Below are 24,633 nucleotides of genomic sequence, written 5' to 3'. Positions count from 1 at the left end.
CCGCTGGTACGTGAACCCCTAGTACGTGAACCGGGCCGTCCGGGCGCGCAGGTCGGCCGCGATCCGGGCCAGGTCGGCCACGGACGTCGTGACCTGGTCCATCGCCTCGTTGGTGGACGTCGCCTGGGTCGCGACGCCGGTGATGGTGCCGGCGATGTCGCCCGAGCCGGTCGCGGCCTCCGTGACGGACCGGGACATCTGGGTCGTCGTCGCGGTCTGCTCCTCGACGGCCGAGGCGATGGTGAGCTGGAAGTCGTTGATCGCCGCGATGATCCGCGAGATGTCGCCGATGGCCGCGACGGCCCCGGCGGTGTCGCCCTGGATGGCCTCGACGCGCCGCGCGATGTCCTCGGTGGCCTTCGCGGTCTCCTGCGCAAGCTCCTTGACCTCCCCCGCGACGACCGCGAACCCCTTGCCCGCCTCGCCGGCCCGGGCCGCCTCGATGGTCGCGTTGAGCGCGAGCAGGTTGGTCTGCTCGGCGATGCTCGTGATCATCTTGACGACGTTGCCGATCTCCTGGCTCGACTCGCCCAGGCGACTGACCTGCTCGTTCGTCGTCTTCGCGACGTCCGTGGCCTGCCCCGCGACGCGCGCGGCCTCCGACGCGTTCTGCGCGATCTCCCGGATCGACGCGCCCATCTCCTCGGTCCCCGCCGCGACGGCCTGCACGTTGCGCGACACCTGCTCGGCGGCCGCGGCCACCGACCCCGCGCGCTGCTCGGTCTCGCGCGACGCGGACGCCACCTGCGTCGACGACGCCGACAGCTGCTGCGTCGCCGCCGCGACCGTCTGCGCGCCCTCGACCACGCCCGCCAGCGTCTCGCGCAGCGACCGCTGCGCCTCGGTGAGCGCCGCCGTCATGCGCCCGATCTCGTCCCGCTCGCGGACCGTCGCCTCGACCGTGAGGTCGCCCGCGGCCATCGCGACCACCGCGTCCTGCACGCCGCGCACCGAGCGCAGGATGCGGCGCACCGTGACGACCGCGACGCCCGCCGCCAGCAGCAGCGCCCCCGCGACCACGACCCACAGCACCACGACCGACGTGCCCACGAGACGCGACGTCGCGGCGGTGGTGTCGCCCGCGAGCGCGTTGAGCTCCTCGACGACGGCCGCGATCTCCGCGTCGGCGTCGGTGCCGCGCACCACGAGGTCGTCGTTGAGGAACACCGGGGCGCGCGGGTCGTCCATCGCGACCATCTCGTGGTACCGGTCGGTGAGGTCGAGGTACGGCTGGATCGCGTCCGCGAGCCGCTGCCCCAGCTCCTCGTCGACCGCGGTGAGGTCGGCCGTGACCGTGCCGACCTGCTCGCGCTCGTCCGCGATCGTCGCGAGCGTCGCCGGGCGCTCGCCCTCCGTCACCGTCATGAGCCGCACGTTGCCGAGCCGCACGGCCGTGAACGCGCGCTGCAGGTCGGAGACACCGCGCAACGGGCCGATGGCCTCCTGCTCGAGCCGCGTCTGCGCACCGGCGAGCGCCTGCATGCGCACGGTCGCGACGCCCGCGACGGCGACGGCCACGAGCGCGAGCAGCGCGAGGCACGCGCCGATCTTCACGCCCAGCGACCGGTCGACGAACCAGCGCCACGGCGTCGTCGTCACCCTGGCCCGTGGGACACCGGCCATGAGAAACCCTCCTTGGTCTTGCGCACGACCGTCCTTGGTCGCCGACTCGCTGCCCTCAGCATCGGGTGTGATCGATACACCTTGAGGGACCGGGTGAAGGTGCACCCGTGTGCCACGGGGCGCGGCGTGCCCGATGAGTCCGCGCGGCCCGCCGGGTCGACACCTGCACCGGCACGCACCCCTCGGGAGGACCGACCATGACCGCACGCCTCAGCCCCTACCTGGGCTTCCGCGACCAGGCCCGCGCGGCGATGGACTTCTACGCCGACGTCTTCGGCGGTGCCGCGACGTCGAGCACGTTCGACGAGTTCGGCATGGCGTCGGACCCTGCCGACGCGGGCAAGGTCATGCACTCGCAGCTCGAGCTGCCCGGCGGCGGGACGCTCATGGCGTCCGACACCCCGGCGTCGATGCCCGCACCGGAGCGACCCGGCGCGGTCGCGCTGTTCGGCGACGCGACGGACGCCGAGACGCTGCGCGCGGCGTTCGCGCGGCTCGCGGACGGCGGCACCGACGTCATGCCGATGGCGGTCGCCCCGTGGGGTGACGAGTTCGGGCAGGTCACGGACCGGTTCGGCACGACGTGGCTGGTCAACGTGGCGGGGCAGCCGCAGGGCTGAGCCGCGCGCGACCGACGCTCAGGCCGACGGCTCGGCGCCCGCACCGCCGCCGCGCAGCGCCGCGACGGCCGCGAGCCCGTCACGGGCGGCGGTCACGTCCGCCGCGACGCCGATGCGCGTCCCCACGTCGAGCGCGAACGCGAACCACGCCTCGGCGTCGTCCGCGCGGCCCGCGGCGAGGTCGAGCGTGCCGAGCGCGTGCGCGGCCGTGCCCTGCACGAGCAGCACGCGCGCCGCGCGGCCGGCAGCGAGGGCCGCGAGCAGCTCGCGACGGCCCGCGTCGACGTCCCCTGTGGCGACGAGCGCGCGCCCCAGCAGGGCGCGCGCCTCCGCACCGACCGCGGCCTCGAGGTCGGCGCGGCCCGCGAGCGCGGCCCGCACCTGCGCCACGGCGGCGTGCGGGTCGCCGGCCGTGAGGTCGACGCTCGCGAGCGCGGTCCGCACCGCCGCCTCGAGGCTCGCGTCGCCCATCGCTCGCGCGTCGTCGAGCGCGGCGCCCAGCACGGTCCGCGCGCGCGGCAGGTCGCCCAGCGTCTCGAGCAGGGTCGCGTGGTTGAGCCGCACGATGCCCGCGTTGTTGCGGTCGCCGACGCGCTCGCTCAGCGCGAGGGCGCGCGCGTAGCCGTCGCACGCCTCGTCGTAGCGGCCCAGCAGGCGCAGCGTGTCGGCGCGGTTGCCGATCGCCCGGCCCTCGCTGACCGCGTCGCCGCCGTGCCGCGCGGCGTCCTCGGCGCGCGCGTACGCGGCCGCCGCGGCGTCGAGCCGCCCGAGTCGCTTCTCGACGTTGCCGACGCGGTTGAACGTCTGCCCCGGGCGCGCGTCGTGCCCGGACTCTGCGGCGCGCACGAGCTGCGCGAGCGCCTCGTCGTAGTGCCCGAGCCGCTCGTGCGCGCGGCCCAGGTCGCGGCACGCGCGCGCGACGGCGGCGGGGTCGCCGCCCGTGGCCGCCGCACCGTGCACCACGAGGGCGTCGCGCCAGCGCGCGACCATGTCGAACCACGGGCCGAGCGCGTCCGACAGGCCCTGCGCGACGTCCGTCAGCCCGAGGTCCGCCGCGAGGGGCGCCGCCGCGACGCACACCGCGCGGTGGGTCTCGAGCCACGCGTGCGCGGCCGCGACGACGGCGTCGTCCGCGGCCTCGTCGCGGGTCGCGGGCGTGTCGGCGGCGTGCGGCGCGACGACCGCGACCCGCGCCGCGGCGCGCTCGGCCAGCCACGCGCCGAGCCGCCCGACGGCGGCGACCACGTCGCTGTGCGCGTCGACCGCGTCCGCCCGTTCGCGGGCGTACCGCCGGACCAGCGCGTGCAGGTGCACGGCACCGTCGGCTCCCGTGCGGACCAGGTGCACGTCGTCGAGCCCCGACAGCACGTCGCGCACCGACCGCTCGTCGGCCCCGACCAGCAGCGCGACGCACACGGGCGGCAGCGGCGCCGGCACCAGCGCGACCCGGCGCAGCACGCGCGCCTCGTCGGGGGCGAGCGCGTCGTACGCGGTGTCGAGCGCGGGCAGCGCGTGCGCCGACGCCTCGATGCGCCGCGCGTGGTCGGCCAGCGACCAGGACTCCTGCCCGGCGATCCGCCCGGCGGCGACGACGAGCGCGAGCGGCAGCCCCTCGCAGGCGGTCGCGACACGGCGCGCCGCATCGGGCTCGGCGGCGACGCGCTCCGGACCCGCCACGGCGGCGATGAGCGCGACCGCCGCGTCGGGGGGCAGCGGCTCGACGCGCACGTGCACGCCTGCGACCTCGGGCAGCGCGCGGCGTGACGTGACGACGAGCGCCCACCCGGAGGCCGCGTCGGCCACGGCTGTCACGACGTCCGCGTCGGGCACGTCCTCGACGAGCAGCAGCCCCCGCGGCACGGGGGTGGCGTCCCCCGTCCGCACCTCCGCGGGCTGGGCACCGGTGGGCACCGCACCGGCGGACGAGGCACCGGCGGACGACGCACCGGGAGCCGCGACGAGGTCGGCCAGCAGGTCGCGCGCCTCGACGCCGTCGCCGGGCGTCGGCACCACGAGCACGGGCCGGCTCGTGCCCGCCGCCCACGTGCGCGCGGCGCCGTGCGCGAGCGCGGACTTGCCCACGCCGGGCATGCCGGTGACGACGGCGACGCGGCCCGCGTCCCACGCCGTGGTGAGCGCGTCGACCTCCGCGGCGCGTCCGGTGAGGGCGGCGGGCTCGTCGGGCAGCGGGCGCAGGGTGGTGCGTGGCGCGGCGGCGGGCGACGCGGCCGGCCGGGCGTCGGCCGCACGCCCCGCGACGGCGGCGTGCGCGGCGCGCCACGCGCGCACGTCGTCCTCGCCGCCGCCCAGGGCCCGGACGACGTCGGCGACGAGCTCGACGTCGAGCCGCGCGCGGCCGTCGCGGAACACGTCGTAGACCGTGACGCGGCCCGGGCGCCGCTCGCCCGCCGGCACGCCGCGTGCGGCGCGGACGCGCTCGACGCGCTGCACGAGCTGCGCGAACGACGGCGACCCCGCGTGCGCGCGCAGGGCCCGCAGCGCGCTCGTCAGGTCGTCCCAGCCACGGGGGTCGCCCGGGACGACGGGAGAGGTCACCCGTCGAGACTAGTCATCGGACGTTCGGGTTCGTTCGGACGCCTCGGGCGGCCGGACGCGCGCCCGGCACGATGGGGACGACCCCGTCCTGACCCGCCGTCCCGGAGGTACCCCGTGGGATTCCTGTCGTCCCTCAAGAGCTTCTTCTCGTCGTCGTTCCACACGCTCGAGGGCGCGCGCCCGCTCTCGGACGCCGAGCAGCGCGGCCTCGCGCTGGGCGCCGTGCACGCGGCCGAGGGCAGCCTGCCCATGAACGCGCTCACGATGGAGGCCGACCAGCGCACGGCCGCCAGGCTCCTCGCGGGCGCGTGGGACGTGCACGGCCCGCAGGACGTCGACGCGACGTACGCGTTCCTGCTGACCGAGGGCCACCGCGGGTACTACGCGGTGGTCGGCCCCGCGGTCGAGGCGACGTTCGAGCAGCGCCTGGGCCGCCGCGAGTCGGAGGCCAAGGCCGACGAGGTCGCGGCGCAGGCCGCCGCGCGCGGGCTCGACGGCGCGAGGGCGCGCGAGTGGTACCTGGGGTGGCTCGCGGCGGCGAAGGTCGGCGGGCACGGCGAGCTGGTCGACCCGCTGCCGGCGTCGATCGTCGCGTGGGACGCCGCACGCGTCGTGCACGTGAGCCGGCTGCTGGTCGACGCGGGGTTCGTCGACGAGGCGCGCGCGTACGCGGCGATCGCGCAGGCCGTGGACCTCGCGCGCCCGGCGTACGCGTCGTGGAAGGACTTCGGCGACGCGTTCTGCGTGGGCCGGGCGTTCTGGAAGGCGTCGAACATGCGCGACCCGCTGGACTCCGAGATCGGCAAGTTCACCAGCGCGACCCGCTCGCTGCTGGAGCAGGAGGACTCGCCGTGGCTGACGGTCCGCTGGTGACCTCGCTCCGCCGCGGGTGCCCCGGGCCGGGGGTGCGCTGACGTGCGCCGCCGGCTCGGGCTGCTGCTCGTGACGCTCGTGCTGGTCGCGGTGGGCGTCTGGCTCGTCGCGACGTACGGCGAGGAGTGGCGGCCGGCCGTGCACGCGCTGCTGCGGCGGGTGTCGTCGGGGATCCTCTGAGCCCGCTGGGGTAGCGGACCTACGATCCCTTGTAGTACATGTACTACATGGGACACAGAGCAGACCCCGCCATCGCGGTCGCCGGCCTGCGCAAGGCCTACGGCGACCGGACCGTGCTCGACGGCATCGACCTGGAGGTCTCGCAGGGCGAGGTCGTCGCGCTGCTCGGCCCCAACGGCGCCGGCAAGACCACGACCGTCGAGATCGTCGAGGGCTTCCGGCGCCGCGACGCGGGCGACGTCCGCGTGCTCGGGGTCGACCCCGAGCGCGGCGACGACGCGTGGCGCGCGCGCATCGGGGTCGTGCTGCAGTCGTGGCGCGACCACCGCCGCTGGCGCGTCGGCGAGCTCCTCGGCCAGCTCGCCGACGCGTACCGCCCCTACGGCACGCCCGACCGCCCGCGTCCCCGCCCGGTCGACGAGCTGCTCGCGCGCGTCGGTCTCACCGACGTCGCCGACCAGCGCATGGCGACCCTCTCGGGCGGGCAGCGCCGCCGGTTCGACGTCGCCGTCGGGCTCGCCGGCCGCCCCGACCTGCTCATCCTCGACGAGCCCACCGCTGGCCTCGACCCCGCGGCCCGCCGCGAGTTCCACGAGCTAGTGCACGAGGTCGTCGACCTCGACGGCACGGTCGTCCTCCTCACGACGCACGACCTCGCCGAGGCCGAGAACGTCGCCGACCGCATCCTGCTGCTCGCGGGCGGGCGCATCGTCGCCGACGGCAGCCCCGCCGCCGTCGCGCGCGACGTCGCCGGCCCGTCCGAGGTGCGTTGGGCCAGCGGCGGGCAGCGGCACGTGCACAGCACGCACGACCCCGTGGCGTTCACGCGCGAGCTGCTCGCCACCACGCCCGAGGTCACCGACCTCGAGGTCGCGCACGCGAGCCTCGAGGACGCCTACCTGGAGATCGTCCGCCGCCACGAGGCCGGCCAGCCGCTGGAGGTCACCCGATGAGCACGCCCGCGCCCCGCGTCCACGCCGTCCGCCTCGGCCTGCGCCGCGGCCTCGCCGACTTCCGCAACATGCTCCGCGCACCCGACGACATGGCCTGGAACCTCGTCATCGGCGTCGCGCTGCTGGTCTACCTCGTGACGCAGCGGCACGTCGAGGTCCCCGGTGCGGGCGGCGCGACGCTCCCCGACCTCGCGATGCCCGGCATCGTGGCGGCCGTCGTCGTCTTCGGCATGGTCATGGGGCCCGCGTTCGCGCTGTCCGCCGACGTCGAGGACGGCACCGTGCTGCGGCTGCGCACCACACCGCGCGGCACCACCACGTACACCGTCGGCGTCGTGCTCGCCCAGGTGCTCGGCGCGCTGCCCATGTTCGTCATCCTGCTCGCGCCGTGGGCGCTCCTGCTCGGCGACCCCATGCACCAGGGCGGCGCCGGATGGGCCGCCCTGGTCGGCTGGGTCGTGCTCGGGACCCTCGCGACGCTGCCCGTCGGGATCGTCGGCGGCGCGCTGGCCGGCCGCACGACCCGCGTGCTGCTGCTCGTCATGGCACCCGTCGTCGCGCTGTCGGCCGTCTCCGGGGTGTTCGGGCCCCAGACGGTCCCGGGGTGGGCGAGCGGCGTCGTGCAGGCGTTCCCGCTGTACTGGCTCGCGCACGGGCTGCGGTCCACCACGCTGCCCCCGGGTGCCGAGGGGCTCGAGGTCGGCGGGGCGTGGCACCCCGAGATCGCCGTGCTCGTGCTGCTCGCCTGGGCCGTCGTCGGGCTCGTCGCCGCACCCGCGGTGCTGCGCCGCACGGCCGCGCGCCAGACCGCGGGCGCGCTGGCCGACCGCCTCCACGCCTTCCTGCAGCGCGGCTGACGTGGCGAGCGAACCCACGCCGGGCCGCACCACCGCGGCCGAGACGGTCCACAACCGCATCGCCGTGCTGCGCGCCGAGCGCGGCGTCAGCCGCCGCGAGCTCGCCGAGGCCCTCGGCGTGCACTACCAGACGGTCGGGTACCTCGAGCGCGGCGAGTACAGCCCGTCGCTGCACCTCGCGCTGCGCATCGCCGCGTTCTTCGACGTCCCCGTCGAGGTCGCGTTCTCGCTCGAGCCGTTCCCCCGCATCGGGTCGTGAGGCCGGGACGTCCCGAGGCGTCCACCGGCACGCGACGTAGCATCGCCCGCGTGACCATCGCGACCACGCACGCCGGTTCCCTGCCCCGCACGCCCGAGCTCGTCGCGGCCAACGCCGAGCGCGCCGCCGGCCGGCCCCGCCCCGACTGGGACGAGTTCCTGCGCGAGCAGGTCGTCGCGCTCGTGCGCCGCCAGGTCGAGCTGGGCATCACCGTGCCGGGCGACGGCGAGTACGGCAAGGCGATGAGCAGCAGCGTCGACTTCGGCGCGTGGTGGTCCTACTCGTTCGCGCGCACGGGCGGCCTCGAGCTCGACGAGACGATGGCGTGGGCGGTCGAGCGGCACCTGTCGACGCCGGGCGACCTGCGGACCACCGGGTTCGTGCACCGCCGCGACCACCAGCGGTTCGCCGCGGCCTACGACGACCCGACGTCGGGCGTCATGGCGGGCGAGGCGCCCACGACGTTCCCGCGCTGCACCGGCCCGCTGACGTACACGGGCCACGACGCCGTCGCGTCGGACGTCGCGAACCTGCGGGCGGGGCTGACCGCGGCCGGCGCCGCCGACGGGTTCGTCACCGCGATCGCGCCCGGCTCCGCGGCGCGCCTCACGAACGCCTACTACGCGACCGACCGCGACTACCTGTTCGCGTGGGCCGACGCGCTGCGCGAGGAGTACGTCGCGATCCTCGACGCGGGTCTGACCCTGCAGGTCGACGACCCGTCGATCGCCGAGAACTGGGACCAGATCGAGCCCGAGCCCGCGCTCGACGACTACCTCGCGTTCACGGCGCTGCGCGTCGAGGCGCTCAACCACGCGCTGCGCGACCTGCCGAAGGACCGCATCCGGTTCCACCTGTGCTGGGGCTCGTGGCACGGCCCGCACACCACCGACCTGCCGCTGCGCGACATCGTGTCGACCATGCTCGACGTGCACGCCGGGCAGTTCTCGTTCGAGGCCGCGAACGTGCGGCACGAGCACGAGTACCGCGTGTGGGACGACGTCGCGCTGCCGGCGGGCGCCGTCATCCTGCCCGGTGTCGTGTCGCACGCGACGAACGTCGTCGAGCACCCCGAGCTGGTCGCCGAGCGCATCGAGCGGTTCGCCGCGCGCGTCGGCCCCGAGAACGTCGTCGCGTCCACGGACTGCGGGCTCGGCGGGCGCGTCCACGAGCAGATCGCGTGGGCCAAGCTCGAGTCCCTCGTCGAGGGCGCGCGGATCGCGTCGGCCCGGCTGGGCTGACGCGACGGGTCGGCCGCGCGACCCGGCACCAGCCTGCCCGGGACCAACGTCCGGGGTCGGTCCGGGGTGCCGCGCGGTGGGCTGGGGGCATGCGCCGCACGCCCGTCTACTACTACTCGTCCACGAGCGGGCTGGTCCGCGCGTTCGCCGAGCGGCTCGACCGGCCGGTGCACAACCTCGCCGAGCGGGAGCACCGGCGCAGCGAGGTCGACGGCCCCTGGGTGCTGCTGACGCCGTCGTACAAGACGGGCAACGAGTCCAACGACACGATCCCCGAGGCCGTGCGCCGGTTCCTGCGCTCCGAGCGCAACCGGCGGCTGCTCGTCGGGGTCATGGGCTCCGGCAACCGGAACTTCGGCACGTACTACCAGAAGGCCGCGCGCGAGATCGCGCAGCGGTCCGGGCGGCCCGTGCTGTTCGAGTTCGAGCTGGCCGGCACCCCGTGGGACGTCGAGGAGTGCGAGCGGATCCTCACCGACCTCGACGCCGCGCTCGACGCCCGGCACGCGCCGCGGGCCGGTCGAGCAGGTGCCGTCCCCGCCGCGGGACGGCAGGCTGGGTGACGTGGACGACGAGCGGCGCACGCGGTGGCGCGTCCGGCTGCTGACGTGGCTGGCCGCGGCCGTCGTGCTCGGGGTCGTCGTCGGCCTGGTCTACGCGGTCCACCCGCTGCTGGGCTGAGCGCGTCGCGCCGGCACCTGCACGAACGCTGTGCGGCGCCCCAGCACCCGCACAGGGCGGCCACAGCGCGGTCGGGCTCGATGGTGCCCTCCCGTCCCGCCCCTCTCCCCGGAGGCCTCCCGTGCCCGACCTCGCCCTGCTCGTCGCCGACCTCGTCGCCGTCGCGGTCCTCACGTTCGTGCTCTACGTCCCGCGGCACCGGCGGCGCGACCTGGTCGTCGCGTACCTCGGCGTCAACGTGGGCGTGCTGGCGGTGGCCGCGGCGCTCGGGTCGAGCACGGTCGGCGCCGGCCTCGGCCTGGGGCTGTTCGGCGTGCTGTCGATCATCCGGCTGCGGTCGACCGAGCTCGCGCAGAGCGAGGTCGCGTACTACTTCTCGGCGCTCGCGCTCGGGCTCATCGGCGGGCTGGGCACGACGCCCGTGCCCGTCGCGGTCGGGCTGATGGCGCTGATCCTCGTGGTCGTCGCGATCGGCGACTCGCCGCGGCTGCTGCGGCGGTACCGCTCGCAGACCGTCGTGGTGGACCGCGCGTTCACGTCGGAGCCGGCGCTGGTGGCGCACCTCGAGGGCATGCTCGGCGCGCGGGTGCACGCCGCGCACGTGCAGCGGCTCGACCTCGTCAACGACACGACGTGGGTCGACGTGCGGTACTCGCTCACGGGCGAGCACGTCCCCGCCCCGGCCGCCGAGCAGCCCGTGACGACGGGCTCGGCGGCCCGGTGAGCGCCGCGCACCCGGTGGGCACGACGAGCGCGGCCCTCGACCGGTTCGCGACCGTCGGGCTCGACGAGCTCACGGCGCGCGCGGCCCTGCAGACCCGCGTCGACCGCAAGTACGTGCTCCCGACCCGCGTGGTCACCGCCCTGCTGGCCGGGCTCGACGACGGCACGCGCGTGCTGCGGATCGACGGGCGGCAGCAGCTCGCCTACGAGTCGGTGTACTTCGACACCCCGGACCTCACGAGCTACCTCGGCACGGCGCGGCGTCGACGCCGGCGGTTCAAGGTCCGCACGCGCACCTACCTCGACACGGCCGCGTGCTTCGTCGAGGTCAAGACCCGCGGTCCGCGCGGCGCGACCGTGAAGACCCGGCTGCCGTACGACGTCGACGCGCGTGACCGCCTCACGGCCGACGCGCGCGAGTTCGCCGACGACGTCCTCGGCGAGGCCGACGTCCCGGGACCCGCCGACCCGCGGTTCGCGCCCACGCTCGTCAGCCGGTACCGCCGCTCCACGCTGCTGCTGCCGGGCGGGCCGGGGCGCCCCGACGCGCGCCTGACCCTCGACACCGGGCTCGCGTGGTCGGCCGCCGGCGGCGGCGACGCACTCGCGCTCGACGGCCTGGTGGTGGTCGAGACCAAGACCGGCGCGACGCCGTGCGCCGCCGACCGCCTGCTGTGGCACGCGGGCCACCGGCCCGTGCGGATCTCGAAGTACGGCACGGGCCTCGCCGCGCTGGACCCGCGGCTGCCGTCGACGCCGTGGCGACGCGTGCTCGACCGGCACGTCACGCCTGCTCCCGCCCCGGGCTGACCGGCGTCCCGCCGGGTCAGTCGCGTGCCTCGTGCCGCACCGGCACGTCCACGATGCGGAAGTCGGTGTCGAACACGCTGCCCGAGCCGACCTGGAACGTCACGGCGTCGGTCGCCATGCGCGGGTAGACGAACGAGTAGACGCGGCTCTGCCCGCCGTCGATCCGGGTCGCGCCGCGCAGGTCGGTCAGCGTCAGCCACTCGCCGTCGGGCGCGCGCTCGGTGGTGCCGATCCGGTAGTCCATCGGGTAGAGCTTGGTCGCGCCGTCGAGGATGACGGCGCGACCCGCGACGTCCAGCGGGGTGTCGGTGCCCTGCCCGCGGTGGGACGACCACCCCCGCAGCGAGGGGAGCACCATGCCGGTGCCCGCGTAGTCGTCGACGCCGCGCACGGTCAGGTCGACGACCACGTGCCCGTGCACGGTGCGCGCGGACGCCTGCACCTCGTGCCGGCGGCTCGAGCTGTCGACGAGGAGCGGCTCCTCCCCCTGCCCGACGAGCCCCTTGTCGCCGAACGGCGGCAGCTCGCCCGTCGCGGTCACGTCGGTGCGGGTCGTGACGGTCGACGTCAGGCTCACGGCGACGCGACGGTTGAGCGCGCGGTTCTCGTCCGAGTCGTTCGCGACGAACGGCTCGGCCTCGCCGCGCCCGTCGACCTGCATGCGGTAGCCGGGGCCCACGAGCGGACCCAGCGCGTCGGCGACGGCCTGCGCGCGCCGCCGCGAGAGGTCCAGGTTGTACGCGTCGTCGCCCTGGTCGTCGGTGTGCCCGACGACGCTCACGGTCCCCGGCTCACGCTCGGCGATGCGCGCCGCGACCAGCGCGATCGCCTCACCGGCCGCGGGGGTCAGCGTCGCCTGGTCGAACTCGAACAGGACGTCGGCGCCCAGCTGCACGTCGACGCGCTCGGTCGACTCCACGGTCTTGACCGCACCCTCGAGCTCGGCCGAGGCCGAGTCCAGCGGGAACACCGGTGCCGCGACGATCCGGTCGACCGCGATGCGCTCGGGCTCGGGCGAGGGGGTGGCCGTGCTCGTCGCCGTCGGGCGCGGGGCGTCCGGGCGCACGCTCGACGGCACGTCGCCGTCGATGACCGGCACCGACGCGACCAGGGGCGCACCGGGCAGGAACAACGACATCTCGGTCACGTCGGCGTCGGGGGCCGCGTACGGGATCTGCAGCCGTGTGCCCCCGGGCCCGCGCAGCCGCTCCCACCCCTTCGGTGCGACGACCGGCTCCGTGTCGGCGTCCACCGCGGCGTGGTGCACGACGTCCCGCTCGAGGTCCACGAGGCGGACGTTGGCCGGGTCGGACAGCCTGAGGTTCGTCGCCATCGGGCCGCCGAAGCCGTGGAGGGTGACGGACCCGTCCTCCCCGAGGTCCTCGAGCGGCGTGAGATCGAGCGTGAGCACCGCCAGGTCGCCGTCCCGCACCACGGGGTGCACGTCGACGCGCACCTCGGTGCCGCCCTCCGGTACGACGGGCGACGCGACGACGTCCTCCGGCCCGGGCCCGGGGTCGACCGTCCCCGACGACGCGGGCGACGGATCCCCGCCGCCAGCGGTGCAGGCGGTGAGCAGGACGACGAGGGCGGCGGTGAGCGCACCGGCCGCCCGCGCGCGACGAGCACGCACGTGGGACCTCCGAGGGGTGGGGAGCCACCCATGATGCCGGACTTGTCCGATGCGACCCGCGCTTGAGACGTCCGCTCACCCGATCGCGCCGCGTCGGCGTCACCCGGCCGGACGCGGCGCGGGCCTCAGCGTGCCGTGACGGACCACCGGCCGGCCGTGAGATCGGCCAGCCGCGGCAGGATCACGTCGCCCGCGACGCGCAGGCCGTCGTGCAGGTGCTCGTTGGTGACCCACACCTGGCTGCTCCCGAGCCCGGACGCGGTCGCGAGGGCCAGGTCGAGGTCGACGTACGGGTCGTCGTAGTACTGGACGGCCGCGACGGGGACCTCGTTGGCCGCGAGCCGGTCGGTGTCGTAGAGGTCGGGCCACGACGTGCGGGCCGCGAGCTCCTCGGCCGCCGCGCGGAACGGCCGCAGCGCCGCGACCTGCTCGAACATCCACGGGAAGGCGGCCTCGCCCGTGAGCTGCAGCGGCCGCGCACCGGCGGCGAACGCCGCGTGGCGCGCGTGCTCGGCGGCCGCGGCCCACCCGGGCTCACGCTCGCCGCAGTGGTAGATGACCTCCTGCAGCACGAGGTACAGCGGGTTGGTGTCGAAGCCCGTGCGGGCGGCGACCTGCGCGAGGAACCCGGGCGCGGGCTCGCCGCGGCGGTCGAGCGCGGTGTCGAGCAGCCAGTGCAGGTCGTCGACGCCCGTGCTCATGCCGAGCGGCATGCCGAGGGTCTGCAGCCGCTCGACCGTGAGCACGTCGCCCGTCGGCAGGTGCACGTCGCCCGCCGCGACCCGGTCCGCGAGCCGTCCCAGCAGCTCGACGTCGCCCGGGAACGCGCGGTGCAGCGCGGCGTTGCGCGCGAGCTGACGCGGGTAGGTCGCGGCGTAGACGTCCGCCGCGGTCGCGCCGACGGGCGGCAGGCCACCGGTCACCCAGCACGCGTCGAGCGCGCCGGGGTGCCGCGACAGGTACGTGAGGGTGCAGAAGCCGCCGTACGACTGGCCGAGGGTCGTCCAGCGACGACCGCCGAAGACCGTGCGGCGCAGGTGCTCGGCGTCCTCGACGATCGCGTCGGCGCGGAAGCACGCGAGGTAGTCGGCGGCGGTGCGCGGGTCGTCGAACGCCGCGACGTCGGCGGCGTCGACACGGGTCGACCGGCCCGTGCCGCGCTGGTCGAGCAGCACGACGCGGTGCGTGCGCAGCGCGGCCGCGAGCCAGCCGCCGGGCGTGGGGCGCGGGGCCATGCCGCCGGGGCCGCCCTGCAGGAACAGCAGCAGCGGCAGGTCCTCGGCGTCCCGCGCGGGGTCGACGACCTCGCGCGCGAACACCTCGAGCGCGCCGAACCGGTGCGGGTCTGCGTGGTCGACGGGGACCTCGACGCGGTGCTCGCGCACCCGGAACCCGGTCATGGCGTACTCGTGCGTGCTCACGCGTCCCACCCTAGGCGCGCCGGCGATCGTTTCGGGCTCCGCCGATTGCAAGTTCGGTCACCCGAAACTAGCCTCGCCGACATGTCCCACCCCCGCGCCCTCGCCGCCCTCGCGCTCGCCGTCGCGCTGCTCGCGGCGTGCTCGCCGGGCGCTGCCGGCACCACCCCCGCCGACGACCCGGACGACGACCGACCCGTCGTCCTCACGACGTTCACGGTGCTCGCCGACATCGCACGGAACGTCGCCGGCGACCACCTGCGCGTCGAGTCGATCACGCGCGTCGGCGCCGAGATCCACGGCTACGACCCCACCCCCGGCGACGTCGCCCGCGCGCGCGACGCCGACCTCGTGCTCGACAACGGGCTGGGCCTCGAGGCGTGGTTCGCGCAGTTCCTCGACGGCGTCGACGTGCCGCACGTCGTCGTCTCCGACGGCGTCGACGTCCTCGACGTCACCGAGGACGCCTACGCGGGACGCCCCAACCCGCACGCGTGGATGAGCCCGCTGCGCACGCAGGTGTACGTCGCGAACATCGCCGACGCGTTCGCCGACCTCGACCCCGCGCACGCCGCCGACTACCGCGCGAACGCCGCCGCGTACTCCGCCGAGCTGCAGCGCGTGCACGACGAGCTCGTCGCCGCCGTCGCGACCCTTCCCGAGCGGCAGCGCGTGCTCGTGACCTGCGAGGGCGCGTTCACCTACCTCGCGCACGACGCCGGCCTCGACGAGCACTACCTGTGGGCCGTCAACGCCGAGCGGCAGTCCACGCCCCGCCAGGTCGCCGCCGTCATCGACGTGGTCCGCGAGCGCGACGTGCCCGCCGTGTTCTGCGAGTCCACGGTCTCGGACACCGCGATGCGGCAGGTCGTCGACGCGAGCGACGCGACGTTCGGCGGCACGCTCTACGTCGACTCGCTGTCCGAGCCCGACGGCCCCGTGCCGACCTACCTCGACCTGCTGCGGCACGACGTGCGCACGATCGTCGACGGCCTGACGGGGCGTGCGTCGTGACCGGCCCCGCCGCGGCCGCACGCGCCGACGCGACGACGCCCGCCCTGGACGTCCGCGGCCTGCACGTGCGCTACGGCGACGTCACAGCGCTCGACGGCGTCCACCTCGCGCTCGCGCACGGGCGGGTGTGCGGCCTCGTCGGCGTCAACGGGTCGGGCAAGTCGACGCTCTTCAAGTCCGTCATGGGCGTGGTCCGGCCCGACGCGGGGACGGTACGCGTCGACGGCGGCGACCCCGCCGACGCCCGCCGCCGCGGCGCCGTCGGGTACGTGCCGCAGAGCGAGGACGTCGACTGGTCGTTCCCGCTCGCGGTGCGCGACGTCGTCATGACCGGCCGGTACGGGCACCTCGGGTTCACGCGGCGCCCCCGCCGCGCGGACCACGCAGCCGTCGACGACGCGCTCGCGCGCGTGGGCCTCGCCGACCTCGCCGACCGGCAGATCGGTCGGCTGTCGGGCGGGCAGCGCAAGCGCGCGTTCGTCGCGCGCGGCATCGCCCAGGGTGCGACCGTGCTGCTGCTCGACGAGCCGTTCGCGGGCGTCGACAAGGCGTCCGAGGCCATGATCACGCGCCTGCTGCGCGAGCTCGCCGCCGACGGCGCCGCCGTCCTGGTCTCGACCCACGACCTCGCGGCGCTGCCCGCGCTCGCCGACGAGGCCGTGCTGCTGCACCGGCACGTCCTCGTGCACGGGACCCCGCAGGACGTGCTGCGCCCCGAGAACCTCGCCCGCGCGTTCGGGCTCGACCCGCTCGGAGGTGCGCGGTGACCGTGATCGACCTGCTCACGCAGCCGCTGACGTACGACTTCATGGTCCGCGCGCTGGTCACCGTGCTCGTCGCGTCCGTGGTGTGCGCGGTGCTGTCGTGCTGGCTCGTGCTCGTCGGGTGGTCGCTCATGGGCGACGCGGTGTCGCACTCGGTGCTGCCGGGCGTCGTGCTCGCGTACGTCGTCGGCGCCCCGTTCGCCGCCGGGGCGGTGGTGTTCGGCGTCGTCGCGGTCGTGCTCATCGGGTTCGTGCGCGACACCAGCCGCGTCAAGGAGGACGCCGCGATCGGCATCGTCTTCACGTCGCTGTTCGCGCTCGGCCTCGTGCTGGTCTCGGTGACCCCCAGCCAGACCGACCTCAACCACATCGTGTTCGGCAACCTGCTCGGCGTCTCGCGCGCCGACCTCGTGCAGGTCGCCGCGCTCGGCGCGGTCGTGCTCACGCTGCTGCTGCTCAAGCGGCGCGACCTCACGCTCTACGCGTTCGACCCGACCCACGCGCACGCGATCGGCCTGCACCCGCGGCGCACCGGCGCCCTGCTCCTGGGGCTGCTCGCGCTCACCGCCGTGGTCGCGCTGCAGGCCGTCGGCGTCGTGCTCGTCGTCGCGCTGCTCGTCATCCCCGGTGCGACCGCGTACCTGCTGACCGACCGGTTCGCGCGCATGCTCGTGATCGCACCCGTCATGGCGGCCGCGTGCGGCGTCGTCGGGCTGTACGCGAGCTACTACGCCGACACCGCGTCGGGCCCGACGATCGTCCTCGCGCAGGGCGTCGTGTTCGCGCTGGTCCACCTGTTCGGTCCCCGCCGCGGCGTCGTGACGACCCGGGTGCTGCGCCGTCGCGCGACGCACCCGCGCCACGGTCAGGGCGCCGTCACGCGGAACGCCGTGGCGACGACACCGCCCTCCGGGTCCTCGATCCCGTAGCTCGTGGCGACGCGGGGCCACGCGCGCACCACCTCGTCGACCTCGTGCACGATGCCCCGCACGACGTCGGACGTCAGTCCGAACGCTCCCGCGCTGTCCACCAGCTCGGTGACGTCCCGCCGGGTCCGTGAGCCACCCGCCGCGACAGGCGTGGACTGCTCCGGCCACTCCCGGGGCCACGGGTTGACGTCGAACATCGGCGCCAGCCGCCATCCCCGCGTCCCCCGCAGCAGGCCGTGGTTCCTCATGTGGTCGTCCACGTCGTTGACGGCGAGCACGAACGCGACCCGGCGCGCGAGCTCGGCCCGTTGCGCCGGCGCGTCCTGGGCGACGTCGCCCATCGCCTCGACGAGGTCGACGTAGGAGACCACCTCGTCGGGTCTCTGCTCGAGCAGCGAGTGGGCCGACAGATAGCCGACGCGCCCGGTGGCCGCTCGGTCGAAGCGGTCGAGGACGAGGACGGACGCCTCGGGCCCCACGCGGTGCAGCGCGAACCCGGGAACGGTGATGCCGGCGTCACGTGCCAGCTGCAGCACCACGGCCTCCCATGCCTGGACGTCCCACCGGTCGTCGGCCGCCGGCAGCTTCGCGAGCGCCAGCCCACCCTGGGGCGTCCGGACGCTCGTCTTGGGACGCGCACCGCCCAGGGTCGTCCCACCGGCGACGAGCAGCCGGAGCGCGGCGTCGTCCACCGGCTCGTGCGCCGTGGCCGCACGGGCGGCCGCGACGAGGTCCGGAAGGTCCACCAGAGTCGGCAGGTCGTCCTCCGGCGGTGCGAGGTGGGCCCCGGTGGCCGGGTCGACGTACCGCAGGTTGCCGAGCCGCGTGCGGTCGTCGGCGAGGACGACGTAGTCGGCGTCGGTGAACGACGGCATCGCGGCGCCGCCCGCCCTCGCCGCACGTCGCGCAGCGTCGAACAGCAGGGTGCGGCCCCACCGGTCGGGACCGGTGTCCGAGATCGCACCTGGGAGAAGACGCGGTCCGGTGCTGCGGCGCGACCCGGTCACCAGCGGCAGCTCGGGACACAGGGCGTAGCACGCCGGGTGCCGCAGCCACGCCTCCGTGTACCGGAAGGTCGTCGAGATCAGCGCACCTCCGGCGTTCGTCTCGAACGCCAGCTCCCCGGCAGGCACCTCCTCGCCCGGCAGGGCGACGTGCACCCGGACGTCGCGGGTCACGCGCGTACCCTCCGCAGCCCGGTCCGTGCGGCGTTCAGTCGACCGAACTCCGTGCTCAGCGGGTCGAGCGCCGCCACCAGCTGCTCGTTCGAGCCCAGCACACGTGCCACGGCGAGCAGCGCCTCGATCCGCGTGCCCCCCTCTCCACGCTCGAGGTTGCCGACGGTCGCGCGGGTCACACCGGCGCGCTCGGCGAGCTCCTGCTGCGTCAGGCCGTGCACCTTGCGCGCTGCGGCGAGGTGGCTCCCGAGCGTGCGCAGGTCTCGACGCGTCCGGGATGACTGCACCTTCATGCGTCACTCCTGATGCTCGACAGAGCACTCCTTAGAGCCTCTGCTGCTTGGTATACCGATCACTGTAGCGCGAAGTCACGCGACAGTGCCCTCACGCCGGCCCCGGGACGTCCGGCTGCCACCCGCGTGCACCCGGTGGCGGGCGGAGGGGAATGCACGACGCGGGGAGGAGGTTGTGCCGGGCATGCCTCTGAGCGGTGAGTACGCCCCCAGCACGTCGCAGTTCGCCCGCGAGCAGGTCGAGCTGATCGAGAGCTCGGGCGGCACGCGCGGCACGACGCTGAACGACCGGCCCGTCGTCGTGCTGTGGACCCTCGGGGCGACGAGCGGCAAGATCCGCAAGACGCCGCTCATGCGCGTCGAGCACGACGGCGAGTATGCGGTCGTCGCGTCGATGGGCGGCGCGCCCACGCATCCCGTCTGGTACCGCAACCTGCTCGCGCACCCGCTGGTCGAGCTGCAGGACGGCCCCGTGCGCCGCGACTACGTGGCCCGCGAGGTCACGGGCGCCGAGCGCGACACCTGGTGGGCGCGCGCGACCGCCGTGTGGCCGGACTACGACACCTACACGACGCGCACCGACCGGCAGATCCCGGTCGTCGTGCTCACGCCCGCCTGAGCCTCGGGCGAGCCCGCGCACGACGAGGCCCCGGTCACCGGATCGCTCCGGGCCGGGGCCTCGTGCCGTGCGGCGGCCGTCAGGCGGTGTGGTTCGCACCCGTCGACGACCCGGCGACCGCCTTGCCGGCGATGCTCGCGACGAGCGTGCTGAGGTCGAGGCCCGTGAGGGACTTGATGACCTCCTGGCCCTCGCCCAGCACCTGCCCGACCGTCTTCGTCACGGCCGACGCGCCGTCGGTCGAGACGACCGTGAGCTGGTCGATGCCGCTGATGGGCTCGGCCGCGGCGCGGACGATCTCGGGCAGCAGCGCGATGACCTGCTGCGCGAGGACCGCCTCGCCCTGCTCGCGCAGCGCCTCGGCCTGCGCGCGCGTGGCCTCGGCCTGCGCGAGACCCTCGGCCTTGGCGGCCGCGGCACGGGCCAGACCCAGCGCCTCGAGCGCCTTGGCCTCCGCGAGCTGACGGTCGCGCTCGGCGTTGCCGGCGCGGATCGTCGCCTCGGCCGCGGCCTCGGCGTCCTGCACGGTCGCGATCTTGTTGGCCTCGGCGACCTTCATGCGGCGGAACGCCTCGGCCTCGGCGGCCGCGTTGGCGGCGTCACGCTCGGCGTTGGCCTGCTGCACCGCGGCGTACGCGGACGCCTCGGCGGGCTTGCGGACGTCGATGTCGAGCTGCTCCTCGGTGACCTTCGCCTTCTCGGCGAGGGCCTCGCGCTCCTGCGTCGCGACCAGGCGGTCCTGCTCGGCGCGCGCGAGCTGTCCCGCCGCGTTGGCCTCGGCGTTCGCCTTGTCGGTCTCGGCCTTGATGCCGGCCTGCTTGAGCGCGAGGTCGCGCTGCCGCTCGGCGATCGACTCCATGGCCTGGATCTTCGCGAACTCGGAGACCTGCTGCGCCTCGGCCTCCTTGACCTCGGCGACCTGGCGGGCGCGTGCGGCCTCGGCACGGCCGAGGTTCGCGAGGTAGTCGGAGCCGGGCGTCGAGATGTCGGAGATGTTGAGCAGGTCGACCTGCAGACCCTGCTCGGCCAGGTCGGTCTTGGTCGAGTTGACCACCGCGTCCTGCAGCGACTTCCGGTCGCTGATGATCTGCTCGATCGTCATGTCGCCGATGATCGAGCGCAGCGAGCCCTCGAGGGACTCCTTGATGACGTCGGTGAGCGTGGCCTGCTGCGACAGGAAGCGCTGCGCGGCGCGCCGCACGCCCTCCTCGCCGCCCCGGACCTTGAAGTTGATGGACGCCTTGATGGCGAGCTTGATGCGGTTCTTGTCGACGCCCTCGACGGTGATGCCGATCTGCCGCTGCTCGAGCGAGATCGGGAAGCCCTGCTGCAGCACGGGCCACACGAAGACGCGCCCGCCGACGACCACGCGCTGGCCCGCGTCGGCCGACGCGTTCCGGCCGGCGCCGCGCCCGACGATGATGAGGGCCTCGTTCGGGGGCACCCGGCGGATGCGCTTGGTGATGAGGGCGATCACCGCGACGAACGCGACGATGAGGGCGCCGACGGCCAGCACGGTCGAGCCGCTGCCCTGCGTGAAGTCGAACATGGTGGGTCCCGGCCGGGCCGGGCTCCTTCCTCTCGGTCCTGCTCGGGTGGTGCGGCCGCCGCACGCGGCGGCGGGGTGGAGCGGGGGTGGGGCGGGGTCGGCGCGTCAGCTCGCGCGGACGACCTGCACGCGCGAGCCGGAGACGCCGACGACCACGACGCGCGTGCCCGCGGGGATGTCCTCGTGCGACCACGCCAGGCGCGCCTCGAGGTCGCGCACGCCCTCGAGGCGGACCTCGCCGCCACCGGGGCCGGTCGTCGCGGTCGTCATGCCGTACGCGCCGTCGAGCGGCGGCGGGGGTGCGTCCTCGGTGTCGGAGAGCCGCTTGATGAGGAGCTGCGCGACCGCGCCCGCGACGATCGCGAAGCCCACGCCGATGACGTACGCCCACACGGTCGCGAGGTGGGAGTTGAGCACGATGACGCCGCTCGCGCCGAAGACCACCGAGCCCACGCCGGCGGCGATGCCGGAGAACCCGCCCTCGCCGACGCCGATCGACTCGAACACGTCGCCGAAGACGAGCGACGCGAGCAGGACGACGAGGCCGAGGCCCCCGACGACGAGGAAGACGGTCACGTGAGGGGGTCCCTTCGGTGGCTTGCGCGCCAGTATGCCGCAGGTGCCACCGCGCCGACCGGGCCCCCGGGCCCAACCGGACGCGCGTCCGGGTGAACCCGCGGTGCGGTCACCCGCAGGTCAGGGGCACGCCGACGGCTCAGCCGTGCGCACCGCCCTCGAGCTCGGACTCCGTCAGCGCGACGGGCCGGCCGCGTCCGAGCATCGAGTTCCGGTACGAGAACGTCGCGTAGACGACCGCCCCGACCGCGACCCACACGAGGAACCGCAGCCACGTGAGCGTCGTGAGGTTGAGCATGAGCCACAGGCACGCGACGCCCGCGAGCACCGGCAGCACGGGCGACCACGGCACGCGGAAGCCGCGCGGCAGGTCGGGCCGCGAGCGCCGCAGCAGCGGGACGCCGAAGCTGACCAGCACGAATGCGGACAGCGTGCCGATGTTGATCATCTCCTCGAGCAGCTCGACCTCCGACAGCCCGGCGATGAGCGCGACGACGACCCCGGCGCCGATCTGCAGCCACATCGGCGTGCCGAACCGCGGCGACGTGCGGGACACGGCCCGCGGCAGCAGGCCGTCGCGGCTCATCGCGAACACGACGCGCGTGAGCCCCAGCAGCAGCACCATGAGCACGCTCGTCAGGCCCACGAGGATGCCGACCGAGATCACCTTGCCCGCCCAGTCGGCCCCGACCAGCACGAACGCGGTGGTGAGGGACGGCGAGTCGGACGCCGCGAGGTCGCGGTAGCTCACCATCCCGGTGACGACGACCGTCACCAGCACGTACAGCACGGTGACGAGCGCGAGCCCGCCGAGGATCCCCTTGGGCACGGCCCGCTGCGGGTCCTTGGTCTCCTCCGCGGTGGTGGCGACGACGTCGAACCCGATGAACGCGAAGAACACCAGCGCGGCGCCGGACAGGATGCCCATGACGCCGTACGTCGTGGGCTCGAAGCCCAGCAGGAAGCCGGTGAGCGGCTGGTGCAGCCCGCTCGTGCCGGCGGGCGCCGGCTCGGCGGGCGGCACGAACGGCGTCCAGTTCTCGGCCTTGACGTAGAAGAACCCGGCGATGATGACGAACAGCGTGATGCCGACCTTGATGATCGTGAACACGCTGTTCACGCGCGTCGACAGGCGCGTGCCGACCGCGAGCAGGGCCGTGAACACGGCGACGATCAGCATGGGGCCCCACGCGACCTCGACGCCGCCGAGGCTGACGACCGTCGGCACGTCGACGCCGAACAGCCCGAACGCGTCCGACAGGTACACGCCCCAGAACTTCGCGATGACGGCCGAGGCCAGCAGCATCTCGAGGATCAGGTCCCAGCCGATGATCCACGCGACGAACTCGCCCATGGTCGTGTACGAGTACGTGTACGCCGACCCCGCGACCGGCATGGTCGACGCGAACTCGGCGTAGCACATGATCGCGAGCCCGCAGACGACGGACGCGATGAGGAACGAGACGATGACCGACGGCCCGGCGTGCCGCGCGGCGGCCGTCGCACCGACCGAGAAGATGCCCGCGCCGACGGCGACGGCGACGCCGAGCACGGCGAGGTCCCACGCCGTGAGGGTGCGGCGCAGCTGCCGCGACGGGTCGTCGACCGCCGCGAGCGCGTCCTCGACGGACCTGCGCCGCAGGATGCCGCGGGGACCCCGGCCCCCCGGCGCGTCCTGTGCTGCCGTCATCGCTCCCCCTCGGGTGTCGTGCGCGTCACCGGGTGAGCATGACGCGCGAGCGCCCCACGGTCCACCGGACGTACGTCCCGGCACCCGCGTCCGGCGTCGGGCGTCGTCGCGCCCACCTGCCCGGGCGGTGGAGGGCGCCGGGCGTGCGGTCGGCGCGCGGCGGCCGCAGGGTGGGTGCCATGGCTGAGCGCACGCGCGACGACGGGCCCGACGACCGGCACCTGCCGCCCCCGGGGGTGGACGACGCGACGGTCGAGGCCGTCGGCGGCGTGACCGCCGCGTTCGAGGTGGTGGAGCACGCACGCGGCATGCTCTACGCGTTCCACCGGCTGGTCGGGCGCGCGGACATGGAGCTGCAGGAGGCGCTGGACCGGCTCGAGGAGGCCGGGCACGGCGAGCTCGCGGACCGCGTGCGGGCCGACGTGGTGGGCCGCGACGTGCTCCCGGGCCGGTGGACGTTCCAGGTGGTCGAGGAGTTCGACGACGGCTACCACCGCGCGTTCGCCGACGCCGAGCGGCTCGTCCGTGACGAGCTCACGGCGGGGCGGCGGCACGTGTACGAGGCGCAGCTCAAGGAGCGCGAGCGGACGCACGGCCGCCCGGGGCACGAGGCGCTGCCGGAGGACGTCGAGGACTGACCGCGCCCCCGGCACGCGGGCGACGCGAGCGGGGCGACCGGGCGCCGCCGTGTCCGCGGGCACGCGGGCGTGACCCGCCCCGGGCGGAGGCGACCCACCCCCAGGCGGTCGTGGTGCGTGCCACGTCGCCGCCCGCGCGCGTCGGCGCGCGCGCTGTCGGACCCGTCCGGCAGGGTGTGCGCCCGTGACCTCGCTCGACGCCCTCGTCCGCGCCGCCTCGCCCCGTCCCGCGCCCCGGTCCGGGGGCCGTCGCCGCCGGCGCGCGTGGCCCTGGACGCTGCTGCTGCTCGTGGCCCTCGGTGCGGGGCTGGGCGGACCGGTCTGGCTCGACGCGCGCGCGGCGGCCCGCTACCCGGTGACGGCGGCCGACCTCGCGGCCGGGCACGCCGCGCTCGACGGGCTCGCGGTCAAGGGGCGCGCACCGCGCACGGGCTACGCCCGGGAGGAGTTCGGGCAGGCGTGGGCGGACGTCGACCGCAACGGCTGCGACACGCGCAACGACGTCCTCGCGCGGGACCTGGTCGACGTGACGACCGACCCCGCGACGCGCGGGTGCGTCGTGCTGACGGGCACGCTCGACGACCCGTACACGGGCACGACGATCGCGTTCGAGCGCGGCGAGCGGTCGTCGCAGGTGCAGATCGACCACGTCGTGGCGCTGTCGGACGCGTGGCAGAAGGGCGCGCAGGGCTGGACGGCCGAGCAGCGCCGCGCGTTCGCGAACGACCCCGCCAACCTGCAGGCCGTCGACGGCCCGACCAACCAGCGCAAGGGTGCGGGCGACGCGGCGACGTGGCTGCCGCCGAACTCGGGCTACCGGTGCGTGTACGCGCTGCGCCAGGTGGACGTGAAGGCCGCCTACGGGCTGTGGGTCACGCGCGCCGAGCGCGACGCCCTCGACCGCGAGCTGGGGCGGTGCGTGGTCGCGGACTGAGGGCGCGCGCTCCGCTCTCCCG

Annotated in this window: 25 protein-coding genes; 16 read left to right on the top strand and 9 right to left on the bottom strand. The window is 75.3% G+C overall.

The window, feature by feature from the left end:
- Window positions 1-18: 18 nt before the first annotated feature.
- Entirely contained in the window at window positions 19-1,623 is a 1,605-nt protein-coding gene (locus E4A51_RS10590) for a methyl-accepting chemotaxis protein (RefSeq protein ID WP_134851708.1), read from the bottom strand.
- Between the two features lie 197 nt (window positions 1,624-1,820).
- On the opposite strand from E4A51_RS10590, the gene E4A51_RS10585 reads away from it, so the two are divergent.
- Window positions 1,821-2,243 (top strand): VOC family protein, encoded by a 423-nt coding sequence (locus E4A51_RS10585; protein ID WP_134851707.1) that lies wholly within the window; start codon window positions 1,821-1,823, stop codon window positions 2,241-2,243.
- A gap of 18 nt (window positions 2,244-2,261) precedes the next feature.
- Here E4A51_RS10585 and E4A51_RS10580 read toward each other — a convergent pair whose 3' ends face one another.
- Window positions 2,262-4,799, bottom strand: coding sequence for a tetratricopeptide repeat protein (locus E4A51_RS10580; protein ID WP_134851706.1), 2,538 nt, complete (start codon window positions 4,797-4,799; stop codon window positions 2,262-2,264).
- Window positions 4,800-4,913: 114 nt separating this feature from the next.
- Between E4A51_RS10580 and E4A51_RS10575 the strand changes: the two genes are divergently transcribed.
- The 9 genes from E4A51_RS10575 to E4A51_RS10540 all read left to right on the top strand — a co-directional run bounded on the left by E4A51_RS10575 (window position 4,914) and on the right by E4A51_RS10540 (window position 11,376).
- Window positions 4,914-5,672 carry a DUF1266 domain-containing protein gene (locus E4A51_RS10575; RefSeq protein WP_134851705.1) on the top strand — a complete coding sequence of 253 codons (759 nt, stop codon included), beginning with the start codon at window positions 4,914-4,916 and terminating at the stop codon, window positions 5,670-5,672.
- A gap of 42 nt (window positions 5,673-5,714) precedes the next feature.
- Entirely contained in the window at window positions 5,715-5,852 is a 138-nt protein-coding gene (locus tag E4A51_RS18365) for a hypothetical protein (RefSeq protein ID WP_156442002.1), read from the top strand.
- A gap of 47 nt (window positions 5,853-5,899) precedes the next feature.
- On the top strand, window positions 5,900-6,805 hold the full coding sequence (locus E4A51_RS10570; RefSeq protein ID WP_206120025.1) for an ABC transporter ATP-binding protein: 906 nt from the start codon (window positions 5,900-5,902) through the stop codon (window positions 6,803-6,805).
- Window positions 6,802-7,662 (top strand): ABC transporter permease, encoded by an 861-nt coding sequence (locus E4A51_RS10565; protein WP_134851703.1) that lies wholly within the window; start codon window positions 6,802-6,804, stop codon window positions 7,660-7,662. The genes E4A51_RS10570 and E4A51_RS10565 overlap by 4 nt, the downstream gene beginning before the upstream one ends.
- A gap of 1 nt (window position 7,663) precedes the next feature.
- Window positions 7,664-7,921 (top strand): helix-turn-helix transcriptional regulator, encoded by a 258-nt coding sequence (locus E4A51_RS10560; RefSeq protein WP_134851702.1) that lies wholly within the window; start codon window positions 7,664-7,666, stop codon window positions 7,919-7,921.
- Between the two features lie 41 nt (window positions 7,922-7,962).
- Window positions 7,963-9,162 carry a cobalamin-independent methionine synthase II family protein gene (locus tag E4A51_RS10555; protein WP_134851797.1) on the top strand — a complete coding sequence of 400 codons (1,200 nt, stop codon included), beginning with the start codon at window positions 7,963-7,965 and terminating at the stop codon, window positions 9,160-9,162.
- A gap of 89 nt (window positions 9,163-9,251) precedes the next feature.
- The gene (nrdI, locus tag E4A51_RS10550) at window positions 9,252-9,725 is read left to right on the top strand and encodes a class Ib ribonucleoside-diphosphate reductase assembly flavoprotein NrdI (protein WP_134851701.1); all 474 of its coding nucleotides are present in this window, start codon (window positions 9,252-9,254) and stop codon (window positions 9,723-9,725) included.
- A 239-nt stretch (window positions 9,726-9,964) separates the two neighbouring features.
- Window positions 9,965-10,567: a DUF4956 domain-containing protein gene (locus E4A51_RS10545; RefSeq protein WP_134851700.1), complete on the top strand. Its 603-nt coding sequence runs from the start codon at window positions 9,965-9,967 to the stop codon at window positions 10,565-10,567.
- Window positions 10,564-11,376, top strand: coding sequence for a polyphosphate polymerase domain-containing protein (locus tag E4A51_RS10540; RefSeq protein ID WP_240696440.1), 813 nt, complete (start codon window positions 10,564-10,566; stop codon window positions 11,374-11,376). The genes E4A51_RS10545 and E4A51_RS10540 overlap by 4 nt, the downstream gene beginning before the upstream one ends.
- A gap of 16 nt (window positions 11,377-11,392) precedes the next feature.
- Here the strand turns inward: E4A51_RS10540 and E4A51_RS10535 are convergent, their stop codons facing one another.
- Together E4A51_RS10535 and E4A51_RS10530 are read right to left on the bottom strand one after the other, a co-directional pair.
- A complete protein-coding gene (locus E4A51_RS10535; protein ID WP_167748898.1) occupies window positions 11,393-13,009 on the bottom strand; it encodes an OmpA family protein in 1,617 nt (538 codons plus the stop codon).
- A 125-nt stretch (window positions 13,010-13,134) separates the two neighbouring features.
- Window positions 13,135-14,409: an alpha/beta fold hydrolase gene (locus E4A51_RS10530; RefSeq protein WP_070319143.1), complete on the bottom strand. Its 1,275-nt coding sequence runs from the start codon at window positions 14,407-14,409 to the stop codon at window positions 13,135-13,137.
- A gap of 102 nt (window positions 14,410-14,511) precedes the next feature.
- Here E4A51_RS10530 and E4A51_RS10525 point away from each other — a divergent pair, with 102 nt between their 5' ends.
- From E4A51_RS10525 to E4A51_RS10515, 3 genes are read left to right on the top strand one after another with little or no spacing between them, the layout of a single operon-like run.
- Window positions 14,512-15,441, top strand: a complete 930-nt coding sequence (locus tag E4A51_RS10525; protein ID WP_134851698.1) for a metal ABC transporter substrate-binding protein — start codon at window positions 14,512-14,514, stop codon at window positions 15,439-15,441.
- Window positions 15,438-16,208 carry a metal ABC transporter ATP-binding protein gene (locus E4A51_RS10520; RefSeq protein ID WP_070319141.1) on the top strand — a complete coding sequence of 257 codons (771 nt, stop codon included), beginning with the start codon at window positions 15,438-15,440 and terminating at the stop codon, window positions 16,206-16,208. Before E4A51_RS10525 ends, E4A51_RS10520 begins: the two co-directional genes overlap by 4 nt.
- A gap of 41 nt (window positions 16,209-16,249) precedes the next feature.
- A complete protein-coding gene (locus E4A51_RS10515) occupies window positions 16,250-17,134 on the top strand; it encodes a metal ABC transporter permease (protein ID WP_082131750.1) in 885 nt (294 codons plus the stop codon).
- Here E4A51_RS10515 and E4A51_RS10510 read toward each other — a convergent pair.
- On the bottom strand, window positions 17,071-18,312 hold the full coding sequence (locus tag E4A51_RS10510) for a type II toxin-antitoxin system HipA family toxin (RefSeq protein ID WP_070319139.1): 1,242 nt from the start codon (window positions 18,310-18,312) through the stop codon (window positions 17,071-17,073). The two genes, E4A51_RS10515 and E4A51_RS10510, sit on opposite strands and share 64 nt — an antisense overlap.
- The gene (locus E4A51_RS10505; RefSeq protein WP_070319138.1) at window positions 18,309-18,605 is read right to left on the bottom strand and encodes a helix-turn-helix transcriptional regulator; all 297 of its coding nucleotides are present in this window, start codon (window positions 18,603-18,605) and stop codon (window positions 18,309-18,311) included. Before E4A51_RS10505 ends, E4A51_RS10510 begins: the two co-directional genes overlap by 4 nt.
- A gap of 184 nt (window positions 18,606-18,789) precedes the next feature.
- Between E4A51_RS10505 and E4A51_RS10500 the strand changes: the two genes are divergently transcribed.
- Window positions 18,790-19,224, top strand: coding sequence for a nitroreductase family deazaflavin-dependent oxidoreductase (locus tag E4A51_RS10500; RefSeq protein WP_134851697.1), 435 nt, complete (start codon window positions 18,790-18,792; stop codon window positions 19,222-19,224).
- Window positions 19,225-19,303: 79 nt separating this feature from the next.
- Here the strand turns inward: E4A51_RS10500 and E4A51_RS10495 are convergent, their stop codons facing one another.
- The 3 genes from E4A51_RS10495 to E4A51_RS10485 all read right to left on the bottom strand — a co-directional run bounded on the left by E4A51_RS10495 (window position 19,304) and on the right by E4A51_RS10485 (window position 23,039).
- Window positions 19,304-20,773: a flotillin family protein gene (locus tag E4A51_RS10495; protein WP_134851696.1), complete on the bottom strand. Its 1,470-nt coding sequence runs from the start codon at window positions 20,771-20,773 to the stop codon at window positions 19,304-19,306.
- Window positions 20,774-20,878: 105 nt separating this feature from the next.
- Window positions 20,879-21,349 (bottom strand): NfeD family protein, encoded by a 471-nt coding sequence (locus tag E4A51_RS10490; RefSeq protein ID WP_046529770.1) that lies wholly within the window; start codon window positions 21,347-21,349, stop codon window positions 20,879-20,881.
- A gap of 139 nt (window positions 21,350-21,488) precedes the next feature.
- Window positions 21,489-23,039: an amino acid permease gene (locus E4A51_RS10485; RefSeq protein ID WP_070319136.1), complete on the bottom strand. Its 1,551-nt coding sequence runs from the start codon at window positions 23,037-23,039 to the stop codon at window positions 21,489-21,491.
- 179 nt (window positions 23,040-23,218) lie between these two features.
- Here E4A51_RS10485 and E4A51_RS10480 point away from each other — a divergent pair, with 179 nt between their 5' ends.
- Entirely contained in the window at window positions 23,219-23,677 is a 459-nt protein-coding gene (locus tag E4A51_RS10480; protein WP_070319169.1) for a hypothetical protein, read from the top strand.
- Between the two features lie 184 nt (window positions 23,678-23,861).
- Window positions 23,862-24,611 (top strand): HNH endonuclease family protein, encoded by a 750-nt coding sequence (locus tag E4A51_RS10475; protein WP_082131566.1) that lies wholly within the window; start codon window positions 23,862-23,864, stop codon window positions 24,609-24,611.
- The last annotated feature ends 22 nt before the right edge of the window (window positions 24,612-24,633 follow it).

It is taken from the genome of Cellulomonas sp. HD19AZ1, from assembly GCF_004535805.1.
Classification (GTDB): Bacteria; Actinomycetota; Actinomycetes; order Actinomycetales; family Cellulomonadaceae; genus Cellulomonas; species Cellulomonas iranensis.
The sequence above is the reverse complement of the archived record's forward strand: the minus strand, read 5'-3'. Positions and strand labels throughout refer to the sequence as shown.